At 71.9% G+C, this 22,242-nt stretch carries 16 protein-coding genes and 2 pseudogenes; 11 read left to right on the forward strand and 7 right to left on the reverse strand.

Annotated elements, in window-relative coordinates:
* Nucleotides 1-200: 200 nt before the first annotated feature.
* The 5 genes from ACZ4Z3_RS08855 to ACZ4Z3_RS08875 all read left to right on the forward strand — a co-directional run bounded on the left by ACZ4Z3_RS08855 (nt 201) and on the right by ACZ4Z3_RS08875 (nt 8,185).
* Nucleotides 201-1,604: a diacylglycerol/lipid kinase family protein gene (locus ACZ4Z3_RS08855; protein WP_468500334.1), complete on the forward strand. Its 1,404-nt coding sequence runs from the start codon at nt 201-203 to the stop codon at nt 1,602-1,604.
* A 126-nt stretch (nt 1,605-1,730) separates the two neighbouring features.
* Complete coding sequence (locus ACZ4Z3_RS08860) at nt 1,731-3,521, forward strand: serine/threonine-protein kinase (RefSeq protein ID WP_468500335.1); 1,791 nt, start codon at nt 1,731-1,733, stop codon at nt 3,519-3,521.
* A 183-nt stretch (nt 3,522-3,704) separates the two neighbouring features.
* Nucleotides 3,705-5,336, forward strand: a complete 1,632-nt coding sequence (locus ACZ4Z3_RS08865; protein WP_468500336.1) for a succinic semialdehyde dehydrogenase — start codon at nt 3,705-3,707, stop codon at nt 5,334-5,336.
* A 58-nt stretch (nt 5,337-5,394) separates the two neighbouring features.
* Nucleotides 5,395-7,200 carry a GMC oxidoreductase gene (locus ACZ4Z3_RS08870; RefSeq protein ID WP_468500337.1) on the forward strand — a complete coding sequence of 602 codons (1,806 nt, stop codon included), beginning with the start codon at nt 5,395-5,397 and terminating at the stop codon, nt 7,198-7,200.
* A 259-nt stretch (nt 7,201-7,459) separates the two neighbouring features.
* Nucleotides 7,460-8,185 (forward strand): hypothetical protein, encoded by a 726-nt coding sequence (locus ACZ4Z3_RS08875; RefSeq protein WP_468500338.1) that lies wholly within the window; start codon nt 7,460-7,462, stop codon nt 8,183-8,185.
* A 652-nt stretch (nt 8,186-8,837) separates the two neighbouring features.
* Here ACZ4Z3_RS08875 and ACZ4Z3_RS08880 read toward each other — a convergent pair.
* Nucleotides 8,838-9,149, reverse strand: coding sequence for a chorismate mutase (locus tag ACZ4Z3_RS08880; protein ID WP_468500815.1), 312 nt, complete (start codon nt 9,147-9,149; stop codon nt 8,838-8,840).
* A gap of 444 nt (nt 9,150-9,593) precedes the next feature.
* Here ACZ4Z3_RS08880 and guaA point away from each other — a divergent pair, with 444 nt between their 5' ends.
* On the forward strand, nt 9,594-11,174 hold the full coding sequence (gene guaA / locus ACZ4Z3_RS08885; RefSeq protein ID WP_468500339.1) for a glutamine-hydrolyzing GMP synthase: 1,581 nt from the start codon (nt 9,594-9,596) through the stop codon (nt 11,172-11,174).
* 35 nt (nt 11,175-11,209) lie between these two features.
* Here the strand turns inward: guaA and ACZ4Z3_RS08890 are convergent, their stop codons facing one another.
* Nucleotides 11,210-11,716, reverse strand: coding sequence for a pyridoxamine 5'-phosphate oxidase family protein (locus tag ACZ4Z3_RS08890; protein ID WP_468500340.1), 507 nt, complete (start codon nt 11,714-11,716; stop codon nt 11,210-11,212).
* 200 nt (nt 11,717-11,916) lie between these two features.
* Here ACZ4Z3_RS08890 and ACZ4Z3_RS08895 point away from each other — a divergent pair, with 200 nt between their 5' ends.
* Nucleotides 11,917-12,711 (forward strand): class II aldolase/adducin family protein, encoded by a 795-nt coding sequence (locus ACZ4Z3_RS08895; protein WP_055519575.1) that lies wholly within the window; start codon nt 11,917-11,919, stop codon nt 12,709-12,711.
* A gap of 27 nt (nt 12,712-12,738) precedes the next feature.
* On the opposite strand, the gene ACZ4Z3_RS08900 is transcribed toward ACZ4Z3_RS08895, so the two are convergent.
* On the reverse strand, nt 12,739-13,674 hold the full coding sequence (locus ACZ4Z3_RS08900) for a DUF4429 domain-containing protein (protein WP_468500341.1): 936 nt from the start codon (nt 13,672-13,674) through the stop codon (nt 12,739-12,741).
* Between the two features lie 331 nt (nt 13,675-14,005).
* Here ACZ4Z3_RS08900 and ACZ4Z3_RS08905 point away from each other — a divergent pair, with 331 nt between their 5' ends.
* Nucleotides 14,006-15,259, forward strand: coding sequence for a hypothetical protein (locus ACZ4Z3_RS08905; protein WP_468500342.1), 1,254 nt, complete (start codon nt 14,006-14,008; stop codon nt 15,257-15,259).
* 535 nt (nt 15,260-15,794) lie between these two features.
* Nucleotides 15,795-16,328, forward strand: a complete 534-nt coding sequence (locus tag ACZ4Z3_RS08910; RefSeq protein WP_468500343.1) for a DoxX family protein — start codon at nt 15,795-15,797, stop codon at nt 16,326-16,328.
* A 29-nt stretch (nt 16,329-16,357) separates the two neighbouring features.
* Here ACZ4Z3_RS08910 and ACZ4Z3_RS08915 read toward each other — a convergent pair.
* From ACZ4Z3_RS08915 to ACZ4Z3_RS08930, 4 genes and pseudogenes are all read right to left on the reverse strand, one after another.
* Nucleotides 16,358-16,858 (reverse strand): annotated as a pseudogene (locus ACZ4Z3_RS08915) (M4 family metallopeptidase); the annotation flags it as partial.
* A 107-nt stretch (nt 16,859-16,965) separates the two neighbouring features.
* A pseudogene (locus tag ACZ4Z3_RS08920) lies at nt 16,966-17,076 on the reverse strand (WhiB family transcriptional regulator); the annotation flags it as partial.
* An 803-nt stretch (nt 17,077-17,879) separates the two neighbouring features.
* On the reverse strand, nt 17,880-18,146 hold the full coding sequence (locus tag ACZ4Z3_RS08925; RefSeq protein WP_468500344.1) for a hypothetical protein: 267 nt from the start codon (nt 18,144-18,146) through the stop codon (nt 17,880-17,882).
* Nucleotides 18,133-19,608: a PspC domain-containing protein gene (locus ACZ4Z3_RS08930; protein WP_468500816.1), complete on the reverse strand. Its 1,476-nt coding sequence runs from the start codon at nt 19,606-19,608 to the stop codon at nt 18,133-18,135. The genes ACZ4Z3_RS08925 and ACZ4Z3_RS08930 overlap by 14 nt, the downstream gene beginning before the upstream one ends.
* A gap of 370 nt (nt 19,609-19,978) precedes the next feature.
* On the opposite strand from ACZ4Z3_RS08930, the gene ACZ4Z3_RS08935 reads away from it, so the two are divergent.
* On the forward strand, nt 19,979-21,268 hold the full coding sequence (locus tag ACZ4Z3_RS08935; RefSeq protein ID WP_240496784.1) for an ATP-binding protein: 1,290 nt from the start codon (nt 19,979-19,981) through the stop codon (nt 21,266-21,268).
* A complete protein-coding gene (locus tag ACZ4Z3_RS08940) occupies nt 21,265-22,194 on the forward strand; it encodes a LuxR C-terminal-related transcriptional regulator (RefSeq protein ID WP_468500345.1) in 930 nt (309 codons plus the stop codon). Before ACZ4Z3_RS08935 ends, ACZ4Z3_RS08940 begins: the two co-directional genes overlap by 4 nt.
* The last annotated feature ends 48 nt before the right edge of the window (nt 22,195-22,242 follow it).

Below are 22,242 nucleotides of genomic sequence, written 5' to 3' on the forward strand. Positions count from 1 at the left end.
CGACTCGCCCAACACCCCGCCGCGCCGCCAGGAACCGGCCCGGACTCCGACCATGACCCCAATGGGCGTACGCGGGTCGCGGCTCCGTGCGGGACTCGCGACGGCGTTCCCGCGGATGATCGGAAGGGCATCGCCTTGGCCCGCTCCCTGGCCCTAACATGCCGTGTCAAGTGCATGATCGGCGCGGAGGGCGGGCGGGCGTGGGCATCGAACACCTGGACGTGCGGGCTCATGCGCGACAGCGATGGGCGGCGCGGGCCGCCCTCGGCTGCGCGGCGCTGGCCGTCCTGCTGCCGATCGGCTACGCGCGGGAGGCGAGCCTGCTGCTCGTCGCGGGCCTGCTGCTGGGCGCCGGTCTGACGGTGGCCGCGCTCTGGTGGGTGCTGACCCATCGGGGTGCCGTCCGGGTGGCGGCGGCCACGCTGGCGGTGGCCGCTCCGGTGGGCGTCATCTGGTGGTTCGCGGCCGTCAACCTGCTGTGGGTGGTGCTCGTGTCGGCCGCGCTGTGGGCTGCGGCCGTCTGGTCCGGGAAGTTCGCGCTCAGCCTCACCAAGTCGCACCGGGTGGACGTGCCCGAGCACCGCACACCCCCGCCGACCCGGCCCTTCCTCATCATGAACCCCAAGTCGGGGGGCGGGAAGGTCGAGCGCTTCCGGCTGAGGGAGCGGGCCGAACGGCTCGGCGCCCGGGTCCACCTGCTCGACCCGGAGCACCCCGAGGACGTCGCCGTGCTGGCCCGCGACGCGGTCCGGGAGGGCGCCGACCTGCTCGGTGTCGCCGGCGGCGACGGCACCCAGGCCCAGGTGGCCGCCATCGCCGCGGCCTACGACGTGCCCCTGCTCGTCATCTCCGCCGGCACCCGCAACCACTTCGCCATGGACCTCGGCCTCGACCGCGACAACCCCGCCGCCTGCCTCGACGCCCTCACCGACAAGGGCGTCGAGCTCCATGTCGACCTCGGGTACGCCAGCGGCCACCCCTTCGTGAACAACGCGTCCTTCGGCGCGTACGCGGCCGTCGTGCAGAGCCCCGCCTACCGCGACGACAAGGTCCGCACCACACTGGAACTGCTGCCCGAACTGCTCACGCACCAGCGTGGTCCGCGGCTCACCGCCCGGATCGGCGACGCCGTGATCGACGCGCCCCAGGCCGTGCTGGTCAGCAACAACGTCTACCGGAGTGACGACCTGGTCGGCCTCGGCCGCCGGGAGCGGCTGGACGCCGGGGTGCTGGGCGTGGTGGGCGTGCGGGTCGACAGCGCGGCCGACGCCGCGAGCCTGGTCCTCGGGCCGAACGCGCCCGGCCTGAGCCTGCTCATCGCCGACGAGATCGTGGTCGAGGCCGACCGGCCGGAGATCGAGGTCGGCGTCGACGGGGAGGCCCTCGTCCTGCCCACCCCGGTCCACTGCCGGATCTCGCCCAAGGCCCTGCGGGTCCGGGTGCCGCGCGACCGGCCCGGCGTCCCCGAGCCCAAACCGCCGCTGGACTGGCGCCGGTTGCGCAAGCTCGCCGCCGCCGTCGGCCGCACGGCCCTGCCCAAGCACCGCGAACGGTACGGCTGGGCCGAGGACCTGTGGAACCGCCGACGTCACAGGGGAGGGTGACGACCGGCAAGCCGCTCCGCCCGGCGGCGCGCCCGGCGGCCTGGCCGTACGTCGACAGGTCGGCGGCACGCCCGGCGCCTTGGCCGTACGTCGACAAGTTCCGCTTCCGCGCGGTACTGATGTCGCATGAGTGATGACGGCGAACATCAGCGCGACGCACGCCGGTTCGGCGGGCGGATCACCCAGTGCGACGATCGTCTGATCGGCGGTCGCTACCGCCTCATCGAGCGCATCGGGTCCGGAGGCATGGGTACCGTGTGGCAGGCCGTCGACGAACTGGTGGGCCGTGAGGTCGCCGTCAAGCAGCCCCGGCTGCCGGGCGACCCCGACGACCCGGAGAACGAGGAGCGCCGCCGGGCCGCCAACCGCCTCTACCGCGAGGCCCGCGCCGCCGCCCGCGTCGACCACCCCTCGGCCGTCACCATCCACGACGTCGTCATCGACGACGGCCACCCCTGGATCGTCATGGAGTGGGTCCGCGGCGAGTCCCTCCAGGAACGGCTCCGACGCGGACCCCTCACCCCCGCCGAGTCGGCCCGTATCGGCCTCGCCGTCGTCGGCGCGCTGCACGCCGCGCACGGCGTCGGCATCGTGCACCGCGACGTCAAACCGGCCAACGTCCTGCTCGGGTCGCACGGCCAGGTCGTCCTCACCGACTTCGGCATCGCCCATGTCCAGGGCGAGGAATCGCTCACCATGACCGGGGAGTTCGTCGGTTCGCTGGAGTTCGTCGCCCCCGAGCGCATGTCCGGGCACGGTGCCGCCGGGCCGCCCTCCGACCTGTGGTCGCTCGGCGTCCTCCTGTACGCCGCCGTCGAGGGCGCGTCGCCCTTCCGCCGTACGTCCCCGGAGTCCACGCTCGCCGCGATCCTCTCGACCGAGCCCCCCGAACCCGCCGGGGCGGGCCCCCTCGGCCCCCTGGTCGTCCGGCTCCTGGCCAAGGACCCGGCGGACCGCCCCGACGCCGAGGAGACGGCGCGGATCCTGGCCGACGTCGCGGCGGGCCGGACCCCGGACACACAACTGCCGTCTGAGCTGAAGCAACTGGGCGAGGACGAGGAGACCCTGCGACTCGTGGGCGAACAGCCGGGCACGGCGTTACGCGAGGAGGCCGCACCGGCTGTCGCCGCGGCCGACCCTGAGAACGACCCCGCGGTCCCCCGCACCGCCGGTCCCGAGCCGGTGTCCGGGGACTCGTCGGCGATCCCGTCGGTGACCGTCGACCTACGGCGGTCGGCGCCCGCCCGGCGGCCCGGCAGGCGTCCGTCCCGGCGGTTGGGCGCCTTGGGGGCCGTCGCCGGGGTTCTGTTCGTCGGCGGGGGAGTCTGGGCGGGCACGCTGATCGGAGCCGAGGACGACAGTCCCGCGGTCCCCGAGCCCCGCATCGGGTCGTTCCCGGGTCGCCCCGCCTCGTCCAGCCCCGAGTCCGGCGCCGCGTCGGAGTCCCCGTACGGCGCCGACACCCGCTGGGTCGCGCACCGCGAGAAGGAGATGAACGCCGTCCTGTCCCTCCCGAGTTCGTACGAACGGACCGGCGAGAAGCGCGGCGAGGGCGGCGCGTCCCGCACGGTCATCTACGACGGCGAGAAGGTCATCCGCGTACGGCTCACCCAGTGGGACAAGGCGCCCACGTCGCCCATGAAGGAGGCCAAGGACTCCTCGGACATCGTGGGCAGCGGCGTGAAGTCCACCGCGCAGTACACGAGTACCAGCTTCGACGGGCAGGAGGCGGTGCTCGCCGACACCACGCACTACGCGGACGGCATCCCCACCCGCGTCCTGGAACTGATCGTCCGCACCGACGACAGCCGGATGTTCGCACTCCGGGTGGACATGCCGAAGGGCACGCCGGACGAGAAGAAGGGCACCGCGGTCTTCAAGGGGGCACGCGAGCGGCTGAAGATCCTGACGGGGTGACACAGGCGCTCCCGCCGAGGTGACGCCGAGGTTCCGCGTGATGTGACCAAGTCGCGACCGGGGGCGCACAACGCGCTGATCAGCGTCTTCGTGCCACTGATCACTGGCACGGTGTGTGCGGCCGGTGAAAGCCTGTTACCGCCGGGTACCCAAAGTCGTCCGCTCCGGAATACCCTGCGCGTCATGACGGACTCGCAGGCCCCCGAAAAGACCGGCACGGCACGGACGACCGGCACCAACCCCCTCGCACCCGCCCCGGCGGGAGCCCGTACCGCCGCCGACGTGGTCACCCCCGAACTGGTCGCCCAGCTCACCAAGGGTGTGGTCGGCTCCGGCCGGACCGCCAACCACACGCCGTTCACCGGCGAGAAGCTCGCCGACCTGCCCGAGTCCACCCCCGAGGACGTGGAGAAGGCGTACGTGCGGGCCCGCGCCGCGCAGGCCGTGTGGGCGCAGGTGCCCGTCCGTGAGCGCGCCGCCGTCCTGCTCCGCTTCCACGACCTCGTCCTGCAGCGCCAGGCCGAGGTGCTCGACCTCATCCAGTTGGAGACCGGAAAGGCCCGGCTGCACGCCCATGAGGAGGTCCAGGCCGTCGCGGTCGCGGCCCGCCACTACGGGCGCAAGGCCCCGGCGTACCTGAAGCCGAAGCGGCACACCGGTGCCGTACCGACCCTCACCAAGGTCGTCGAACTCCGCCACCCGCGTGGCGTGGTGGGCCAGATCGCCCCCTGGAACTACCCGCTCGAACTCTCCGTCGGCGACGCGATCCCCGCCTTCGTCGCGGGCAACGCGGTCGTGATGAAGCCGGACACGGAGACCTGCCTGACCGCCCTGTGGGCGCGCGACCTCCTCGTCGAGGCCGGTCTGCCCGCCGAGGTCTTCCAGGTCGTCCTCGGCGACGGCCCGGTCATCGGACCCGAGGTCGTCAAGCACGCCGACTACGTCTCCTTCACCGGCTCCACCCGCACCGGCCGCGAGGTCGCCCAGGGCGCCGCCGCCCGCCTCGTCGGGGTCTCCCTCGAACTGGGCGGCAAGAACGCCATGCTGGTCCTGGAGGACGCCGACATAGAGAAGGCGGCCGCCGGAGCCGTCCGCGCCTGCTTCTCCTCCGCCGGCCAACTCTGCATCTCCATCGAGCGCCTGTACGTCCACGAGTCCGTCGCCGACGCCTTCCTGGAGCGCTTCGCCGCCCGCACCCGGGCGATGCGCCTCGGCACGTCCCTCGCCTACGGCGCCGACATGGGCTCCCTCGTCGGCGACCGCCAGCTGGAGACGGTCACCCGGCACGTGGACGAGGCCGTCGCGAAGGGCGCCAAGGTCGTGGCCGGCGGTGTCGCCCGCCCCGACATCGGCCCCTACTTCTACGAGCCGACCATCCTCGACGGCGTCACCGAGCCCATGGCCGTGTGCAACGAGGAGACCTTCGGCCCCGTCGTCTCCGTCTACCGTTTCAAGGACGAGGAGGCGGCCATCGACGAGGCCAACGCCACCGCGTACGGCCTCAACGCCTCCGTCTGGACCAAGGACGGCCGCCGGGGCCTCGCCGTCGCCGCCCGCCTGCGCGCCGGCACGGTCAACGTCAACGAGGGCTACGCCTCCGCGTACGGCAGCGTCCAGTCCCCGATGGGCGGCATGAAGGACTCGGGCCTCGGCCGCCGTCACGGCTCCGAGGGCATCCTCAAGTACACCGAGGCCCAGACGGTCGCCCAGCAGCGAGTCCTCCCGATGGCCCCGGCCTTCGGCATGGACGACGAGAAGTACGCGCAGTTCATGAGCACCAGCCTCAAGGTCATGAAGGCGCTCCGGCTCAGGTAACCGACCCGCCGGGACCGTTCTCAACGCAGACCAGGACCGTTCTCAACGAGGAGAACACGTGTCGTACGACTACGACGTCATCGTCGTCGGCTCCGGCTTCGGCGGCTCCGTGACCGCCCTGCGCCTCACGGAGAAGGGGTACAAGGTCGGCGTCCTGGAAGCAGGGCGCCGCTTCACCCGTGACTCCTTGCCCAAGAACTCCTGGGACCTGAGGAACTACCTCTGGGCCCCCGCCCTGGGGATGTACGGCATCCAGCGCATCCACCTGCTCGGCAACGTCATGGTGCTCGCCGGCGCCGGCGTGGGCGGCGGCTCCCTCAACTACGCCAACACCCTGTACGTCCCGCCGAAGCCCTTCTTCGAGGACCCCCAGTGGAAGGACATCACGGACTGGGAGGAGGAGCTGAAGCCGTACTACGACCAGGCGCGCCGGATGCTCGGCGTACGGCTCAACCCGACGATGACCCCGTCCGACGTGCACCTGAAGGCGGCCGCCGAGCGGATGGGCGTCGGCGACAGCTTCCACATGGCCCCGGTCGGCGTGTTCTTCGGTGACGGTGAGGACGCCGACGGCAAGGCCAAGGCGGCGCCCGGCGAGCAGGTGCCCGACCCCTACTTCGGCGGCGCGGGCCCGGCCCGCAACGCCTGCACCGAGTGCGGCGAGTGCATGACCGGCTGCCGCCACGGCGCGAAGAACACCCTCAACGAGAACTACCTCCACCTCGCCGAGAAGGCGGGCGCGGTCGTCCACCCGATGACGACGGTGGTCGCCCTCACCGAGGACTCGCAGGGCGGCTTCGCCGTGACCACCCTGCCCACCGACGAACGCCGCAAGGCGGGCCGGGGCAAGGGCAGGGGCGGTTCCGGTGGCCGTGTCTTCAAGGCCCGCCGGGTCGTCCTCGCCGCCGGCACCTACGGCACCCAGACCCTGCTGCACCGTATGAAGGCAGGCGGCCAACTGCCGCACATCTCCGACCGTCTGGGCATGCTGACCCGCACCAACTCCGAGGCCCTGGTCGGCGCCCAGACCGACAACCGCCGCTACCGCAAGGCCCATGGGGCCGACGTGGACTTCACCCGGGGCGTGGCCATCACCTCGTCCATCCACCCCGACGAGAACACCCACATCGAGCCGGTCCGCTACGGCAAGGGCTCCAACGCGATGGGCGGTCTGTCGATCCTCCAGGTCCCGTACGCGGGCGGCACGGCGTCGGGCGCGTCGCGCGTGCTCGGCTGGCTGGCCCACGCGACGAGACATCCGCTGCTGGTGGTCCGTTCGCTGTCCAACCGCCGCTGGTCCGAGCGGACCATCATCGGCCTGGTGATGCAGTCCCTCGACAACTCGCTCACGACGCATCTGAGGCCCAAGGGCCCCGGCAAGGGCCTGCTGACCGCCCGGCAGGGCCACGGCGCCCCCAACCCCAAGCAGATCGAGGCCGCCTCGGCCGCGGCCTCCACCATCGCCGCCGAGATCAACGGTTTCGCCGGCAGCAACGTGGGCGAACTGATGGGCACCCCGCTCACCGCGCACTTCCTGGGCGGCTGCCCCATCGGCGCCACCCGTGAGGAAGGCGTCATCGACCCGTACCACCGCCTGCACGGTCACCCCGGTATCTCGGTGGTCGACGGCGCCGCGGTCTCCGCCAACCTGGGCGTCAACCCGTCCCTGACGATCACGGCCCAGGCCGAGCGCGCGATGTCGTACTGGCCGAACAAGGACGAGCCCGACCACCGTCCCGCCCCCGGAGCGGCGTACGAACGCCTCCGCCCGGTGGAGCCGGTGAACCCGGCCGTCCCGGCGGACGCCTTCGGCGCGCTGCGGCTGCCGCTGATGCCGGTACCGACGGTGCCGCCGAAGAAGTAGGGCTGCCATTCGAAGTGGAGCGGAGAAGGACCCGCACCCCCCTCCGAGCGCGGGTCCTTCTCTCGTGTGCCAGGTGTGACAAGCGAGGCATGCGAAGGGTTGCCCTCCGGATCACAGTTTTCTGAAGTGACGTGAGTCACATGTGAATGTGGCGGGAGTGACGCAACGAATCCATGGGTCTGGATGTCACATACATGTTCGATGGGTCCTGTGGGGCCCTGTGTGATGCGAGAAGCGCAAGGCGTAAAGGGTGGGGGACATGAAGTCGAAGATGTCGCGGGCAGCGGTGGCCGTCTCGGTCATGGCCACGCTGGGTCTCACCGCGGCGTGCGGCGGCGGCGAGGACAAGGAGGCGGAGAAGAAGCCTTCGGCGGGCTCCTCCGCCCCGGCCGAGAAGCCGAAGGAGCCGGCGGGGCAGGGCGCCCTGACGGAGGCCCAGCTCCAGAAGGCCGCCCTGACGAAGGGCGACGTGAAGGGTTACACCATCGCCGACATGCCGGCGGAGGACATGCCCGCCGAGACCGTTCCCGCGCAGCCGGCCGCCTGCCAGCCCATCGCGAACATGTTCTTCTTCACCTCGGACCCGCAGGCCAAGGCCCGCGCCGGGCGCACGGTCACCCCGAAGGACGAGCTCTCCGGCAGCGTCATCTCCCTCGCCCTCGCCGCGCACGAGCAGAGCGACGCCGAGAAGGTGATGGCCGACCTGCGCAAGGCGACCGAGAACTGCACGAAGTACGAGCACGTCGGCAACAAGTACTCCGGCGTCGAGGCCCTCCCCGCCCCCGAGCAGGGCGACGAGGCCGTCTCGTACAAGCTGAAGGGCGACATCGAGGGCGCCAAGATCCCGATGTCCTTCACCGTCGTCCGCAGCGGCTCGACGCTCATCGGGTTCTACTCGATGAACATGCTCGACGCGGACAAGGCGAAGGTCCCGGCGGAGGTGCTGGAGGCGCAGGTCGCGAAGCTGGAGAAGGCGGCCGGCTGATCTGCCGCTGATCCGCGGCTCATCCGGGGCCGCTCAACGGCGATCTGCCTGTGGCACGCATGGCGAAGGGCCCCGTGGGACGGAACCCACGGGGCCCTTCGCCGTCAGCACCGACGTCAGGGCAGCGCCGGTGCCTCGCAGCGGCACCGGGGGGTCGCGCCGCTGGTGGGGGGGTGGATGTCGGACGCGCGCACGGGGCGCGGTACCGGATGTCGACCTTGCGATGAGGGCTGCTCCTGCATCGTGCCGGGCGGCTGACGGCCTCCGTAACCGTCCCGCCGCCCTCGGAACAATCCGCCGGTCGGCCCCGGGCGTCCCCGGAGCCGACCGTTCAGTTGAGTGACCGGGCTGCTGTCCCCTGCGGTCCGGTCACAGCTTTGGAGCGAGGTCCCACGGCGCACGGCACGATCCGGACGCCTCATCGCTCCAGTGGAGCCACGCGTGGTTCTTTCGGACCCGGACCTGGCTGGCACGGGCATCGGGACCAACGAAGCGCCTCGTGCGGCGGTCACGCGCCGTACGGGTGAGACGGCAGGCGTACGTACGTGCGCCCGGGGCGTGCGCCGTGACCGGCGACGGGGTTGCGTGGGAGGGCGGGATTGCGCGGGTGAGCGGGGTTGCGTGGGGCGGCGGGGTCCCGCTGGGCGGCGGGTCAGATGCGTCCCCGGCACAGCTCCAGCAGGGTCATCGCGAGGGCGGTGCCGGGCTTGCCGAGGGCGTCGCTGTAGTGGGCGAGGACCTCCATCTCCCGCGAGAGGTTCACCCGCCGCCCACCCGACTCGATCCGGGCGTCCTGGATCACGGCCGACACCGCCATCCGTTCCTGCACCAGCCCGATGATCCGGTCGTCCAGCGCGTCGATCCGCTCCCGGGCGCCGCTGATCACACCCGCGGCCTCCTCGGTCCGCGCGCCGGTCCTCTCGGTGACGGTCCGTACCGAGGTGGTCCTCGTGACGGCGGTCATCTCGGCGGTGGTCTTCTCAGCGGTGGTGGTGGTCATCGTCGGAACTCCTCGTGTCCGGTTCCGCGCCCCGCTCCGACAATCCCCGGAAAACGCCAGGCGCCCCGGACCTTGTCGGCCCGGGGAGCCTGGGGAAGTCGCTTGTCAGTAGCTCAAGCAGCACGACCATGGCAGCCGGTGGGCCGGTTGCCATAGGTAAAGACGAAGGTCGAGTGCGCGAACATGGCCGCCAGTATGCCACGGCAAGCCACCGGCTCCGACGCGGCCGGCCGGCCGCACGGACTGGTCGACCCCGCGGCCCGGCCGGGCGGGGGCGTCCCTTTCCGAGGGGGCGGCAAGGGGTGCTCCGGGGGCCCGGGGGCGGAGCCCACGGTGGCCCGCACCACAAGAGCGCACCCCGGTAGACTCGGCCACACAGACCCCCGCCCGACCGCCGGAAGGCACCCCGTGTCATCAGCGCCCTCCGCTGCCGCCGCCCCCGACACCGTTCTGGTCGTCGACTTCGGCGCGCAGTACGCCCAGCTCATCGCCCGCCGTGTCCGCGAGGCCCGGGTCTACAGCGAGATCGTGCCCAGCACCATGCCGGTCGCGGAGATCCTCGCCAAGAACCCGGCGGCGATCATCCTCTCCGGCGGCCCCTCCTCGGTCTACGCCGAGGGCGCCCCCCGCCTCGACCGCGAACTCTTCGAGTCCGGCGTCCCCGTCTTCGGCATGTGCTACGGCTTCCAGCTGATGGCCACCACCCTCGGCGGCACCGTCGACAACACGGGCGCCCGCGAGTACGGCCGTACGCCGCTGCACGTCACCAAGTCCGGCTCGACCCTCTTCGAGGGCACCCCGGACGAGCAGTCGGTGTGGATGTCGCATGGCGACGCCTGCTCCGCCGCCCCCGAGGGCTTCACCGTCACCGCCTCCACCGACGTCGTACCGGTCGCCGCCTTCGAGAACGACGAGAAGAAGCTGTACGGCGTCCAGTACCACCCCGAGGTCATGCACTCCACGCACGGCCAGCAGGTGCTGGAGCACTTCCTGTACCGGGGCGCCGGACTGACCCCGTCCTGGACCACCGGCAACGTGATCGAGGAGCAGGTCGCCGCCATCCGCGAGCAGGTCGGCGACAAGCGCGCCATCTGCGGCCTCTCCGGCGGCGTGGACTCCGCGGTCGCCGCGGCCCTCGTGCAGAAGGCCATCGGCTCCCAGCTGACCTGCGTGTACGTCGACCACGGTCTGATGCGCAAGGACGAGACCGAGCAGGTCGAGAAGGACTTCGTCGCGGCCACCGGCGTCCAGTTGAAGGTCGTCGACGCGGAGGAGCGGTTCCTCAAGGCGCTCGCCGGGGTCTCCGACCCCGAGGAGAAGCGGAAGATCATCGGCCGCGAGTTCATCCGCGTGTTCGAGCAGGCGCAGGCCGAGATCATCGCGGACGAGGGCCCGGCCGTGGAGTTCCTGGTCCAGGGCACCCTGTACCCCGACGTCGTCGAGTCCGGCGGCGGCACCGGCACCGCCAACATCAAGTCCCACCACAACGTGGGCGGCCTCCCCGAGGACCTGGAGTTCCGGCTCATCGAGCCGCTCCGCAAGCTGTTCAAGGACGAGGTCCGCATGGTCGGCCAGGAGCTCGGCCTGCCCGAGGAGATCGTCCAGCGGCAGCCGTTCCCCGGCCCCGGCCTCGGCATCCGGATCGTCGGCGAGGTCACCAAGGACCGTCTCGACCTGCTCCGCGAGGCCGACGCCATCGCCCGCGAGGAGCTGACGGCGGCCGGCCTCGACCGCGACATCTGGCAGTGCCCGGTGGTGCTCCTGGCGGACGTCCGCAGCGTCGGCGTCCAGGGCGACGGCCGCACCTACGGCCACCCCATCGTCCTGCGCCCGGTCTCCTCCGAGGACGCCATGACGGCCGACTGGTCGCGCCTGCCGTACGACGTGCTGGCGAAGATCTCGACCCGCATCACCAACGAGGTGCGCGACGTCAACCGCGTGGTCCTGGACGTGACGTCCAAGCCGCCGGGCACCATCGAGTGGGAGTGACCCTCCTCGGGTGAGCACCTTTGTGAAGTGAGGGCTCAGGTCCGTTTGAGAGTGCGCACCGGCTCTCCGGGCTTCCAGACCTGGACGACCAGATACGTCTCGTCCTCGACGTAGGTCCGTACGACCTCCGTCAGCTCGGTGCGGAAGAGGTGGAACGGCTCCGGCGGTTCCACCTCTTCGCCGTACGCGGCCTTGACGGCCGGATCGTCGACCTCGACCGCCCGCCCGCTGATCCGTACGTCGCCGCCGCCCATCCCGGTGCCCGGCCCCGGGTTGGCCTGCAGCGCGAACCGGGGGTCGCGGCGCAGGTCGAGCGCCTTGAGGGAGTCCGGCATCATCCCCAGCCACAGCTCGCCGCCGACGAACCTGACCTCCAGTCCGGTCGTACGCGGCGAGCCGTCCCGGCGGAGGGTGGCGAGGACATGGTGGGTGAAGGCGCCGAAGCGTGCCTCCACGGTCTGCGCGAGACCGGGTTCGGCGGCGGAGAAGGCGGCCCAGTCGGCGGCACCCTGCGGCACGGCGCGTGGAGTATTTCGTGGCATGGGACGAGTCTCGCGCGGATACCCGACAACCACTGTCCGGTTACCCCGAGCGACTGACGACTCGTCCCTGAGTGGTGAGGCGTCAGCACGCTTCTGTGACTTGCGTAACGGTTGCACACTCTCTTCAGGGAACGGACCTGTTCTGTGAGGGAGACCGACGGTAACTTCCGCTTCGTCAAGGAAGTCAGTCTGGAGGACACATGCACGGGCCCACACCGCCCCTGCCCCTACCCACCGACCAGCTGCGGTTCGCCATGCCGCCGATGCACGAGTCGGTGGAGGACGAGCGGCGGCACCGCAAGGAACGGCTGGCCGGGGCCCTGCGGATCTTCGGACGGCTGGGGTTCGAGGACGGCGTCTCGGGGCACATCACCGCCCGCGACCCGGAGTTCAGCGACTGCTTCTGGGTCAACCCGTTCGGGATGTCGTTCAAGCACGTCACCGTCAGTGACCTCGTGCTCGCCAACCAGGACGGCCAGGTCATCGAGGGCCGCTACCACGTCAACCAGGCCGCCTTCACCGTCCATGCCCAGGTCCACGCCGCCCGCCCGGACGTCGTCGCCGTCGCGCACTGCCACTCGGTGCACGGCCGCGCTCTCGCCGCGCTCGGCGAACTGATCGAGCCGATCACCCAGGAGTCCTGCGCGTTCTACGAGGACCACGCGCTCTACGACAACTACACGGGCGTCGCCGTGGACGCGGACGAGGGGCGGCGGATCGCGGCGGTGCTCGGGAGCCGCAAGGCCCTGGTCCTGCGCAACCACGGTCTGCTGACCGTCGGCGACTCGGTGGACGCGGCGGCCTGGTGGTTCCTGTCGATGGAACGCTCCGCCCAGGTCCAGCTCACCGCGAAGGCCGCGGGCCGCCCCCTCCTCGTCGACCACCGGCTGGCCGTCGCCACCCGCGAACAGGCGGGCGGGGATCTCGTGGCGTGGATCAACTACCAGCCCCTGTGGCAGGACATCAGCCGAAGCGAGCCGGACCTGCTGAGCTGACCCGCGCGGAAGCCCCCGCCGTGTCGCTCAGAAGTCCCGCAGCACCGCCGCCTTCGTGGCCGCGAACTCCTCGTCCGTGAGGACCCCGTCGCGGTGCAGCTCACCCAACTCGCGCAGGCGGCGCAGCAGCACGTCGTGATGGTCCGAGGCCAGCGCCCGGGCAGGGGCCGGGGCCGGAGCGGGGACCAGGCGCCGTGGCCGGGCAGGGCCCGCGGCGTCGACCGGCCGGGGGCGGTCCGCGTGGCCGTCCGCTCTGGTCGACGGGTGCGGAAGCCGCGCGGTGACGGCCGTGGCGACCAGCGCCGTCAGCAGATCACGGCGGGCGTTGCCCCACAGATCGAGGGCGTACGGGTCCTTCTCGGGCGGCAGCTTGGAGAACACCGTCTCGTGGGTCACGAACCGCAGGAACCCGTCCTCGTAACCGGAGTTCGGCAACCACTCCACCTGCGCCAGATCGCCGAGGGCGACGATCCGCGGCCCGGTCGCCCGCTTCACCCGGTCGGACGTGTCGTTCCAGTCGATCCTGACCTGCGTGCCGTCGAAGGACACGGTGCCGTCGCTGGACCGTACCGACACCGGCACAGGGGGCCCCGGCAGCAGATACGCCGTGGCGGGCTCCTTAGGGATTTGTTCGAGCAGCAGGGCCTGCCGTATCTCCTCGGCCACGTACTCGGCGACACCCGACCGGTCGAGGTCGACCGTCAGCCGGTAGGGGTCGGCCTCGTCCGGCAGCCGCCCGCCGGTGGCCTGGAGCAGCGGATCACTGCCCTCACGGAGCCGCAACCGCAGCCGGCCCCGCTTGCGTTCGGGCTCGTAGACGACACCCGACACCGCTTCCAGCGGAACCGCGACCTCCCCGTACGTCTGCCGGAACAGCGCCACGGAACGGTGCGGTCCCGGCGTGATCCGGACCGTGCTCCCGTCGAAGGCCCAGGACCCGTCCCGCTGGATGATCTCGGCCATAGGGAGATTCTCGCAGCCGGGTCAACAGGACGACCCGAACTTCACCCCGCGCTCTCCTTGCACTCGACGCCCCTGCCCGGCACGGCCCGCCTTCCGTACGGCACAATTCGCTGTCATCGCGGGGCACGTGTCCGGCCGCACGGCTGTGGTAGTGAGCGGCTGTACGGACGGCGCCCCGCGAGGCGGTGACGGCGTCGATGACGGTGACGGCGTCGATGACGGTGACGGCGTCGATGACGGTGACGGCGAATGCCGAGGACAGCGCACGCAGAGGCGTGCGCGGCGCGGGAAGGCGGGCTCGGGCGTGGCGGTGCAGGAGGCCAGAGGGGGCATGGGCTCGGCTGCCCATGACGGCGGATGCACGTGCGGGGACTGCCCGCACGGCGCGCGCACGGGACACCGGCGCGCGGTCGCCGAGTTCCTGTCGAAACGCGAGGAGTTCGCCGCCGGACAGGGCCTGCCCGCCGCTGTCGCCCACTCCGCGTCGGCCTCCCGCCAATGGGTCTCCGACGAGCTCACCCAGTCCGCCGCCGTCGTCGCCGAACGCGGCCGCGTCGAGGGCGAGGCCTGGCTCGGCCGGCTCTGGCTGCGCACGGCGATCGTCGTCTGGGCCGCCGTCGTCACCCTGCTCCTCGTCCAGGCGCTCACCGCGATCGGCGCGGGCTGGACCGTCGCCCGCACGGCCGGCCTGATCGCCGCCCTTCTCGTCGCCGCGGCACTCACCGGCGCCGGCTGTCTGCACCGTGCGCGCGGCGGCGCCCTCGCCCCGGTCATCGGCGAGGACAACCGCCTCTCCACGTCCCGCGCGATCGCCGCGAGCTGGGTCCTCTTCGTCGTCTTCTGCGTCCTCGTCCTGGTCGGCCGCCTGGCCGCCGCCTCCGACCACCGCGAACGCGACGCCCTCATCGCCGGCTTCGAACTCGCCCGCGGCGCCGGGATCGTCACCGTCCTCGCCGTGGTCTGCGGCATCGCCGTCCTGGTACGCCGCGTCGTCGGCCTCCGCGTCCTCGGCCAGCGCCTCCAGAAGGTCCCCGCCCACCGCCCCCGCGCCGCCGACCTCCTCACCGACGACGCCGGCCGGGGCAGCTTCACCGACATCCAGTACGTGACCATCTGCGCCGTCGCCCTGGTCTTCGCGGCGGTACGGCTGGCCCGCCGCCCCGACCAGCTCCCCGACCTCCCCTGGGGCCTGGCCCTCCTCGTCCTCGTCTCCGCGGCCACCTACGTCGCCGGCAAGTACGCCGAGGGCGGCCGCCCCGTCATCCTCTCCGTCGTCCGCGCCCGCGAGGCCGGTGACCTCGACGCGCCCATCCGCAACGGCGACGACATCGAGATCCGCGGCGCCGGCTTCGTCCCGCCCGGCGCGCAGACCGCCGACCGCCTCTCCCGCATGGTCGTCCGCATCGGCCCCGTCCACGTCCACGTTCCCCTCGTCCCCGTGACCGGCGGCTTCAGCAACCCCACCGACGCGGTCCTCACCGTGCCGGTCCCCGCCGACGTCGAACCCGGCAAGGTCGACGTCCAGGTCGTCACCGCGGCCGGAGTGGAGACCAACCGCTACGCCATCGAGGTCTCAGCCGACTGATCCGAGGCGGGGGCGGCCTTGCAGCCGGGGGGCGGGGCAGCGGCCTCCGCCGTGGCCGCGCTCGCGCTAGGCCGTCGCGGATCAGAAACATCACCGGATACGTCCAGCAGGATGCGTCCACCAGGACGCGTCAGCCGGATGGGCGGGCCGGCGGCCCTCGCGGCCACCCGGGTGGTTCTGTCGAGAGGCGAAGCCGTGTGGCGCGGTCTCCGGGCGTTGGTGGCGGCTCCGACCCCCGGGTGACTCTCTGCCGGAGCGGTGCGGGGCGGAGCGGAAGCCGGGTCAGGGCGTAAGCGGGGAGGGGCGGGGCGGAAGCGCGTCCGCGATGGCCGCTGCGGCGGAACCCTGGTCGGGCAGGCCCTCCCCGGCGGACGTGGGCGCCGGGACGCGGCCGATATGGGCCCGTAGGCAGACCCTCGGGACGAGACCACCCAAGACGGAAAAAGGGTGCCGCACCATTGAGCGCCCCCACCCCTCCGAACGTATCGTCTGTTGAGGGGTCAACGGCACGGCGGACAAGAGGCGGCGCAGACTGATGGCTCACGGTACTCGCACGGATTCCCACACCCCCTACCTCGACGGCGGCCACGACTGGCGGGACGCGGCCACCCGGTACGCACTTCTTCCCCTGCGGGTCTTCCTGGGCGTCACCTTCATCTACGCGGGCCTGGACAAACTCACCGACAGCGCGTTCATGGCCGCGTCCGGCTCCGGCTCGATCGGCGACATGATGAGCGCCGCGCGAGACGCCTCAGCCATCCCCGCGATGATCGACACGGCCCTGAAGAACCCCGTCGGCTTCGGCTACGCCATCGCCATCGGTGAACTGGCCGTCGGGATCGGCACCCTCATCGGTCTCCTCGCCCGCCTGGCCGCCCTGGGCGGCGCCCTCATCTCCCTCAGCCTGTGGCTGACGGTCAGCTGGTCGTCCAGCCCGTACTACTACGGCAACGACCTCCCCTACCTCATGGCCTGGATCCCCCTGATCCTCGCCGGCGCCCCCATCCTCTCCGTGGACGCGGTCTTCCGCTCCCGACGCAACAGGCGCCGAGCCGACAGCTACCGCTGACTCGCACGCTGTCCTCGCGGCCGAAATAGAGCGCCGTGCAGGGCGTCGACGACGAGCTCGGGCTTGGCCTTCACCTGCCTCAACGCGTCACCCGGGTTGGCCGCGCGCAGGGCGTTCACGCCGAGGTCGGCCGCCCTGGGGGCCGGCACCTTCGGTGTGGTGCTCGGCAGCGAGATCTCCGCCCTCGCCGCCCGGTCAGCGCCGCGGTAGGTACCGTCGGGCGCCATGTGTACGACGAAGTCGCCGCCGAGCACCGGGAGTTGCCGGTACGTACGGTCGTAGCGAACGTGCTGTGAACCGTCCTTGTCCACGATCACGTCACGCACGGAGGTGTCCTGCGCGGAGGTGAGGCCGAGCGACGCGGCCTGGTCGGCGAGGACCGTCGACGCGTTGTCGAGGGCGGCGGCACGGCTCGGCCTCTCGGCCGCGTCGGCGGCCGGGGAGAGTACACCGGCCAGAAGTGTGGCTGTGGTCGCTAAGCCGGCGGTGGCGCGACGGGAACCTCGGACGTGCTGCCGAATCCAACGCATCAGTGTCTTCTGTCTCCTGGAGAAGGCGCCGCATGGGGGAGCGCCTGTGGCGGTGGGCGTCGGGGGGGGCACACAAGGGGGCACTGGGGCAACGGCACAGAGGGCGCCGTGCCGGCCGCCTTCTTCAACTCCAGGTCGCGGCGACGCCGTCGGGCGAGCACCACCCGGCGCTCCGCCGCGGTCAGGCCGCCCCAGACGCCGTACGGCTCCGGTTGCAGATCTTGCCCTGCATTTAAGAGCCCACGAGACTGTCATGTCCACATCCGCCGCATGGGCGGACGAAGGGCGGCAACGGGGAACGACCTGTTTCGCCACCGCTCCGGGCGCCCCCGCACTACCGCTCGGCTCCGCGCGCACGGAACCCACCGCCCCGGGAGGCTGACCGAGACCTCATGCTGAGCAACGGCGCCTCCACGAGGAGCAAGCGCGGCTGCCGTGCGCGCGCCGCCTACGGCCCGACTTTCAACGGCCAACGCCCTGATCAGCACGGAGTGCGGCGAGCTGAACGCGCTGAATGGCGCGCAGCCGCCGCAGCGCGGGTTGGCCTCCCCGGCTTGGACGGCTGCTTTGTGTGCGCAGCTCTCATGGCCTGCGCCCGAGGCCATGAGGCCACCGAGGCCGCATGCCCCGGACCATGGGGCCGCCCTCGGCCCCACGAGGTAGCCCTTGCCGCGGGCTGGGCTCCGCCACCGCTGGGGCGCCATCGGCAAGGTAGCGCCCTGGCGATCCCCGATCCGCTCGCGAGGCGCCCAGCCCTGCCTGCTCGCGCCTGCGCCGGTCAGCCCAGACCCTTACTCGGCGATTGCCCGTCTCGGGGGCACTGCCCTGTCAACCCTGCCGACCCGGGTTTCCCCCGCCCCCGTGCCCTCCGCCGCCGCGTAGGCCGCCTCGGCCTCGTCGACCCCGTCGGCCCCCTCGGTCCCGGCCCCTCGGCGCCGTCGGCCCCGCTCGTTCCGTCGGCGCCGCCCTCTTCCTCAGCGGTCCAGCCGTCCCAACGGTCCAGTCCGTCACATGGCCCCTGTTACGCCCGGTGACTCGGCTGGTCCTGTCGGCCCCGCCGCGTCCGCGTGCCCTCCCCTCCCGTCCGGCAAGACGCCCGGTGGCCCCGTATCGCGTGGTGTACGGAGGCCACCGCGCCCGCCAGGCACAGGCCGCCGAAGGTGAGCGGCAGGACGACGAACCACGGTGTCTGCCAGGCACCGGCCGCATCGCCGAGGTAGAGGACACCGGCGGCGGTCACGAAGAGGCCGCCGACCAGCTTCCCGGGCTGGAACTCATGCCGCAGCACGGGCCACCTCCGCCTGTCCCAGACCGACCTCCAGGTCGAGGGTGATCGTCCCGCCACTCCCCGAGCCCTCGGGCGGGGGCAGTGTCAGACGATCGCTCTTGTCCGGTGCCACGTCCACGTCCTCCTTGCCCTCGCCCGGCAGCTGGATGTCACCGAAGCCCACCTGGACGTCGAGCCGCACCGTCACGTCCGGAGGGACGACGACCTTCACCTTGCCCGCCCCCACTTCCACACTCGTGGACAGCGTCCGGCCCTTCGCCAGGTCCACCCGCGTCAGATCCAACGTGCCCACTCCCGTCCCCAACTCGTACCGCGCCGCCACGTCCGCGGCCTTCCCCGGTGCCCACTCGGTGCGGGCCCAGTCCGTCGTGATGTTCGACGGGAGCGCCGCCGCGCCCGCCAGGAGCCCCGCGGTGACCAGGGCCAGGAAGATCGACCCGGCTCCCGTCCGGCCCAGGAAGGCGCTCACCGCTATGCCCAGGCCGAACACCACCAGCGCACAGGCCAGCCCTGTTTGCAGGCTGGCGGCCAGCGTGCGGTCCTCCCACGTCGTGGTGGTCCCGAGAGCGCCAACGAGCAGCGCGAGCAGGAAGACCCAGCCGCCTATCCAGCGCGGCCCGCGCGGCTTCGGTCCGCGCGCGGTGCGTATGTCGTGCTGCGAGGAGGTGCCGCGAGCGATGTTGACCGCCGCGGAGATGTCCCGCCCACGGGTCTCCCAGGGGCCCCACAGGTAACCGGTGCTGCCCACGTGGGTGCCGTCCTTGACTATCGGGTCCCGCCACCACGACGGGTAGGAGGCGGCCACGGGGGGTGCCTGGGCCTCCGGCGGCGCGTCGGCGACGGCCTGGGCTGCCAACGGGTCGGGGTCGGGGGTGCCTCGCTGCCGTGACCAGTAGCCCGCGCCGGCCAGGAGGAGGGAGACGAGCACAGAGAACGTCAGGACGGTGCTGTTGCCCAGCATCGTCAGGAACACGCCGCAGCCGACCAGTGCGAAGAGCACGGCCGCCAGCGCCTGACCGTCGACACGGCCGGTGAGCAGCTTCCGTACCTCGTTCTCCTCCTCGTCGTCGTACGGCACGAACAGCCAGGCGAAGCCGTAGAAGATGAGGCCGAGGCCGCCGGTCGCGGAGAGCACCGCGAGCACGATCCGGAAGATCACCGGGTCCATGTCGCACTGCCGCCCGAGGCCGGCGCAGACACCGCCCAACATCTTGTACCGCCGGTCACGGCGGAACCCCTGAGGAGTGAGCGGGGCGCCGACGGGATCACCGGCAGCGGCCTGCCCCGCCGGATCAGCAGAGCCGCCGGCAGCGGCTCGGTCCTTCGGATCACCCCCACCCGAGCCGCCCGCCCCCCCTGAGGCGCCCGGGCCAGCCGAACCGCCCGAACCAGCCGGGCCGGCAGCATGCGCGCCGTAGGCCGCTTGATCCGCGGGCGCACCCGCATGCGCACCGGCACTCATGCCCGCACCCCCGTGCATGTCCGTGCCCGGGCGCGTGCCCGGGCCCGCCTGCGGGTCCTTCGCCGTGCCCCGGCCCTCGTGCGCGCGCGGCTCCTCCGCCGTACCCGGTGGGGGCACGGCGTCCTGCGGCTCGGTGGTCGGCCGCTGGGAGTCGGGGCCGGAGGTGGGTCCCGACTCCGATGCCGCGTGCTGGTGATCCGTCATGCGTCCATCGTGACCGCCGTGCCGGTTCGATGGCAGTCGGGATGACCCTGGTCGAACCCTGATATCCACCCGGGGATGCGTTCGATCATGGCTTCGCCGAAGATCAGGGGCGTCTCGGGGATCGACCCTGATGCCTCGATCGGCCGTGCGTGTGAACATCGATGGCATGCCGGAAGCCGCAGCACTGCCCATCGACACTCCGCGGCCCCCGCGCAAGCTCTACCGCAGCAGCGACGGTCGCTGGCTCGGCGGAGTGGCGCGAGGGCTCGCGGGGCATCTAGGGCTGCCGGTGATCTGGGTCCGGCTCGTGTTCGTCGGCCTGTTCACGGCAGACGGCCTGGGCGCCCTGGTGTACGCGGCGTTCTGGTTCTTCGTGCCGCTCGGCGTCGGCGGGGTCGACAACCAGCGGCCCTCCGCCATCACGACCGAGACGTCACCCGACGGCCGCCGCAGACTCGTGGCCCGTCGGCCCGACCGGGGCCAGATCGTCGCCCTCCTCCTCATGGTCGTCGTGGCCATGGTCTTCGTCGGCAATGTGAATCTGGGGGACGGCGCCCGAGCGTATCTCTGGCCGACGGTGCTGGTCGCCGCCGGTGTGGCCTTGGTCTGGCGTCAGGCGGACAATGCCCGGCGGGCACGCTGGGCCGAGGTCGGCCGCCGCCGGCGCACCATCACCCTGCTCCGCTCGGTGGCCGGAGTCCTGCTCGTCACCGCCGGCGTCTCCGGGATATTCGTCCTGCAAGGCTCCGCCGCCCACCTCGGCTCGGTGCTGCAGGCAGCGCTCGCGGTCCTCGTGGGGATAGCGCTGCTGGCGGGCCCCTACCTCGTCAGGATGACCCAGGACCTCTCCGAGGAGCGCCTGATGCGCATCCGCGCCCAGGAACGCGCGGAGGTCGCGGCCCATGTCCACGACTCGGTGCTCCACACCCTGACGCTGATACAGCGCAACGCGGACAACCCCAACGAGGTCCGCCGCCTGGCCCGCGCCCAGGAGCGCGACCTGCGCAACTGGCTGTACAAACCCGAGGGCACCGGAAAGGACGAGGACGACGAGCCCGACACCCTCGCCGAGGCTGTGCGGCGCAACGCCGCGGAGGTGGAGGACAAGCATGGAGTGCCCATAGAAGTGGTCGTCGTCGGCGACTGCCCCCTCGACGAGGGACTGACCGCACAGATGCAGGCCGCGCGCGAGGCGATGGTGAACGCCGCCAAGTACGGTGGCGAGGGCGGTGCCGTACAGGTCTTCGCCGAGGTCGAGGGAAGGACGGTCTTCGTGTCCGTGCGTGACCGCGGTCCCGGCTTCGATCTCGACGCGATACCCGCCGACCGCATGGGCGTCAGAGAATCGATCATCGGCCGCATGGAACGGAACGGCGGTACGGCACGGCTCCGCGCCGTACCGGGCGGCGGCACGGAGGTCGAGCTGGAGATGGAGAGGGCGGAGACGACGTCATGAGTGACGCGAACGAGCCGAACGACCCTGCCGGGCAGAGCGGTTCGGGCACGGAACCGACCGTGGGCCGGGGAGGCGACCGGGCCGCGCAGGACCCCGGCCCCGTGCCCGCTGGTGGCCGGCAGGGTGAGGTCGCGGGTCAGGGGGAGTTCGGGGACGCCGGTGTCTCCGACGCGTCGACTTCCGACGGGTCCGCTTCCGGGGCTTCCGGTGCGTCCGGCGGGCTCGTGGCCGGGGGAGAGCCGGAGGCCGCGGTGTCCGGTCCGGGGCGGCATGTTCGGGTCGTGCTCGTCGACGATCACCGTATGTTCCGTACGGGAGTGCAGGCCGAGATCGGGCAGACGGAGCGAACGGGGGTCGAGGTCGTCGGGGAGGCTCCTGACGTCGACCAGGCGGTCTCGGTGATCACGAGCACTCGCCCCGAGGTGGTGCTCCTGGACGTCCATCTCCCCGGCGGCGGTGGGGTGGAAGTCCTGCGCCGCTGCTCGGCGTTGATGGCGGACACCGAACGGCCCGTTCGTTTCCTCGCGCTGTCCGTGTCGGACGCGGCGGAGGACGTCATCGGGGTGATCCGGGGCGGTGCGCGGGGCTATGTCACCAAGACGATCACCGGCACCGACCTCGTCGACTCCATCTTCCGGGTCCAGGACGGGGACGCCGTGTTCTCCCCACGGCTGGCCGGCTTCGTCCTCGACGCCTTCGCCTCCACCGATGCCCCGCCCGTCGACGAGGACCTCGACCGCCTCACCCAGCGTGAGCGTGAGGTGTTGCGTCTCATCGCCCGCGGCTATGCGTACAAGGAGATCGCCAAGCAGCTCTACATCTCGGTGAAGACCGTGGAGTCCCATGTCTCCGCGGTGCTCCGCAAATTGCAGCTCTCCAACCGGCATGAGCTGACGAGATGGGCGACGGCACGACGGCTGGTGTAAGGCTGAGCGACCAAGGGGGCCGGGGCCGCGTTCCCGGCCGCGCCCGAC

This window comes from Streptomyces sp. NPDC030296 (genome assembly GCF_055572815.1).

Coding starts and splice junctions, on each gene's coding strand:
- ACZ4Z3_RS08860 (WP_468500335.1), top strand. CDS start 1,731: ATGAGTGATGACGGCGAACATCAGCGCGACGCACGCCGGTTCGGCGGG.
- ACZ4Z3_RS08865 (WP_468500336.1), top strand. CDS start 3,705: ATGACGGACTCGCAGGCCCCCGAAAAGACCGGCACGGCACGGACGACC.
- ACZ4Z3_RS08875 (WP_468500338.1), top strand. CDS start 7,460: ATGAAGTCGAAGATGTCGCGGGCAGCGGTGGCCGTCTCGGTCATGGCC.
- ACZ4Z3_RS08880 (WP_468500815.1), bottom strand. CDS start 9,149: ATGACCGCCGTCACGAGGACCACCTCGGTACGGACCGTCACCGAGAGG.
- ACZ4Z3_RS08890 (WP_468500340.1), bottom strand. CDS start 11,716: ATGCCACGAAATACTCCACGCGCCGTGCCGCAGGGTGCCGCCGACTGG.
- ACZ4Z3_RS08895 (WP_055519575.1), top strand. CDS start 11,917: ATGCACGGGCCCACACCGCCCCTGCCCCTACCCACCGACCAGCTGCGG.
- ACZ4Z3_RS08900 (WP_468500341.1), bottom strand. CDS start 13,674: ATGGCCGAGATCATCCAGCGGGACGGGTCCTGGGCCTTCGACGGGAGC.
- ACZ4Z3_RS08905 (WP_468500342.1), top strand. CDS start 14,006: ATGGGCTCGGCTGCCCATGACGGCGGATGCACGTGCGGGGACTGCCCG.
- ACZ4Z3_RS08910 (WP_468500343.1), top strand. CDS start 15,795: ATGGCTCACGGTACTCGCACGGATTCCCACACCCCCTACCTCGACGGC.
- ACZ4Z3_RS08930 (WP_468500816.1), bottom strand. CDS start 19,608: ATGAGTGCCGGTGCGCATGCGGGTGCGCCCGCGGATCAAGCGGCCTAC.
- ACZ4Z3_RS08935 (WP_240496784.1), top strand. CDS start 19,979: ATGCCGGAAGCCGCAGCACTGCCCATCGACACTCCGCGGCCCCCGCGC.
- ACZ4Z3_RS08940 (WP_468500345.1), top strand. CDS start 21,265: ATGAGTGACGCGAACGAGCCGAACGACCCTGCCGGGCAGAGCGGTTCG.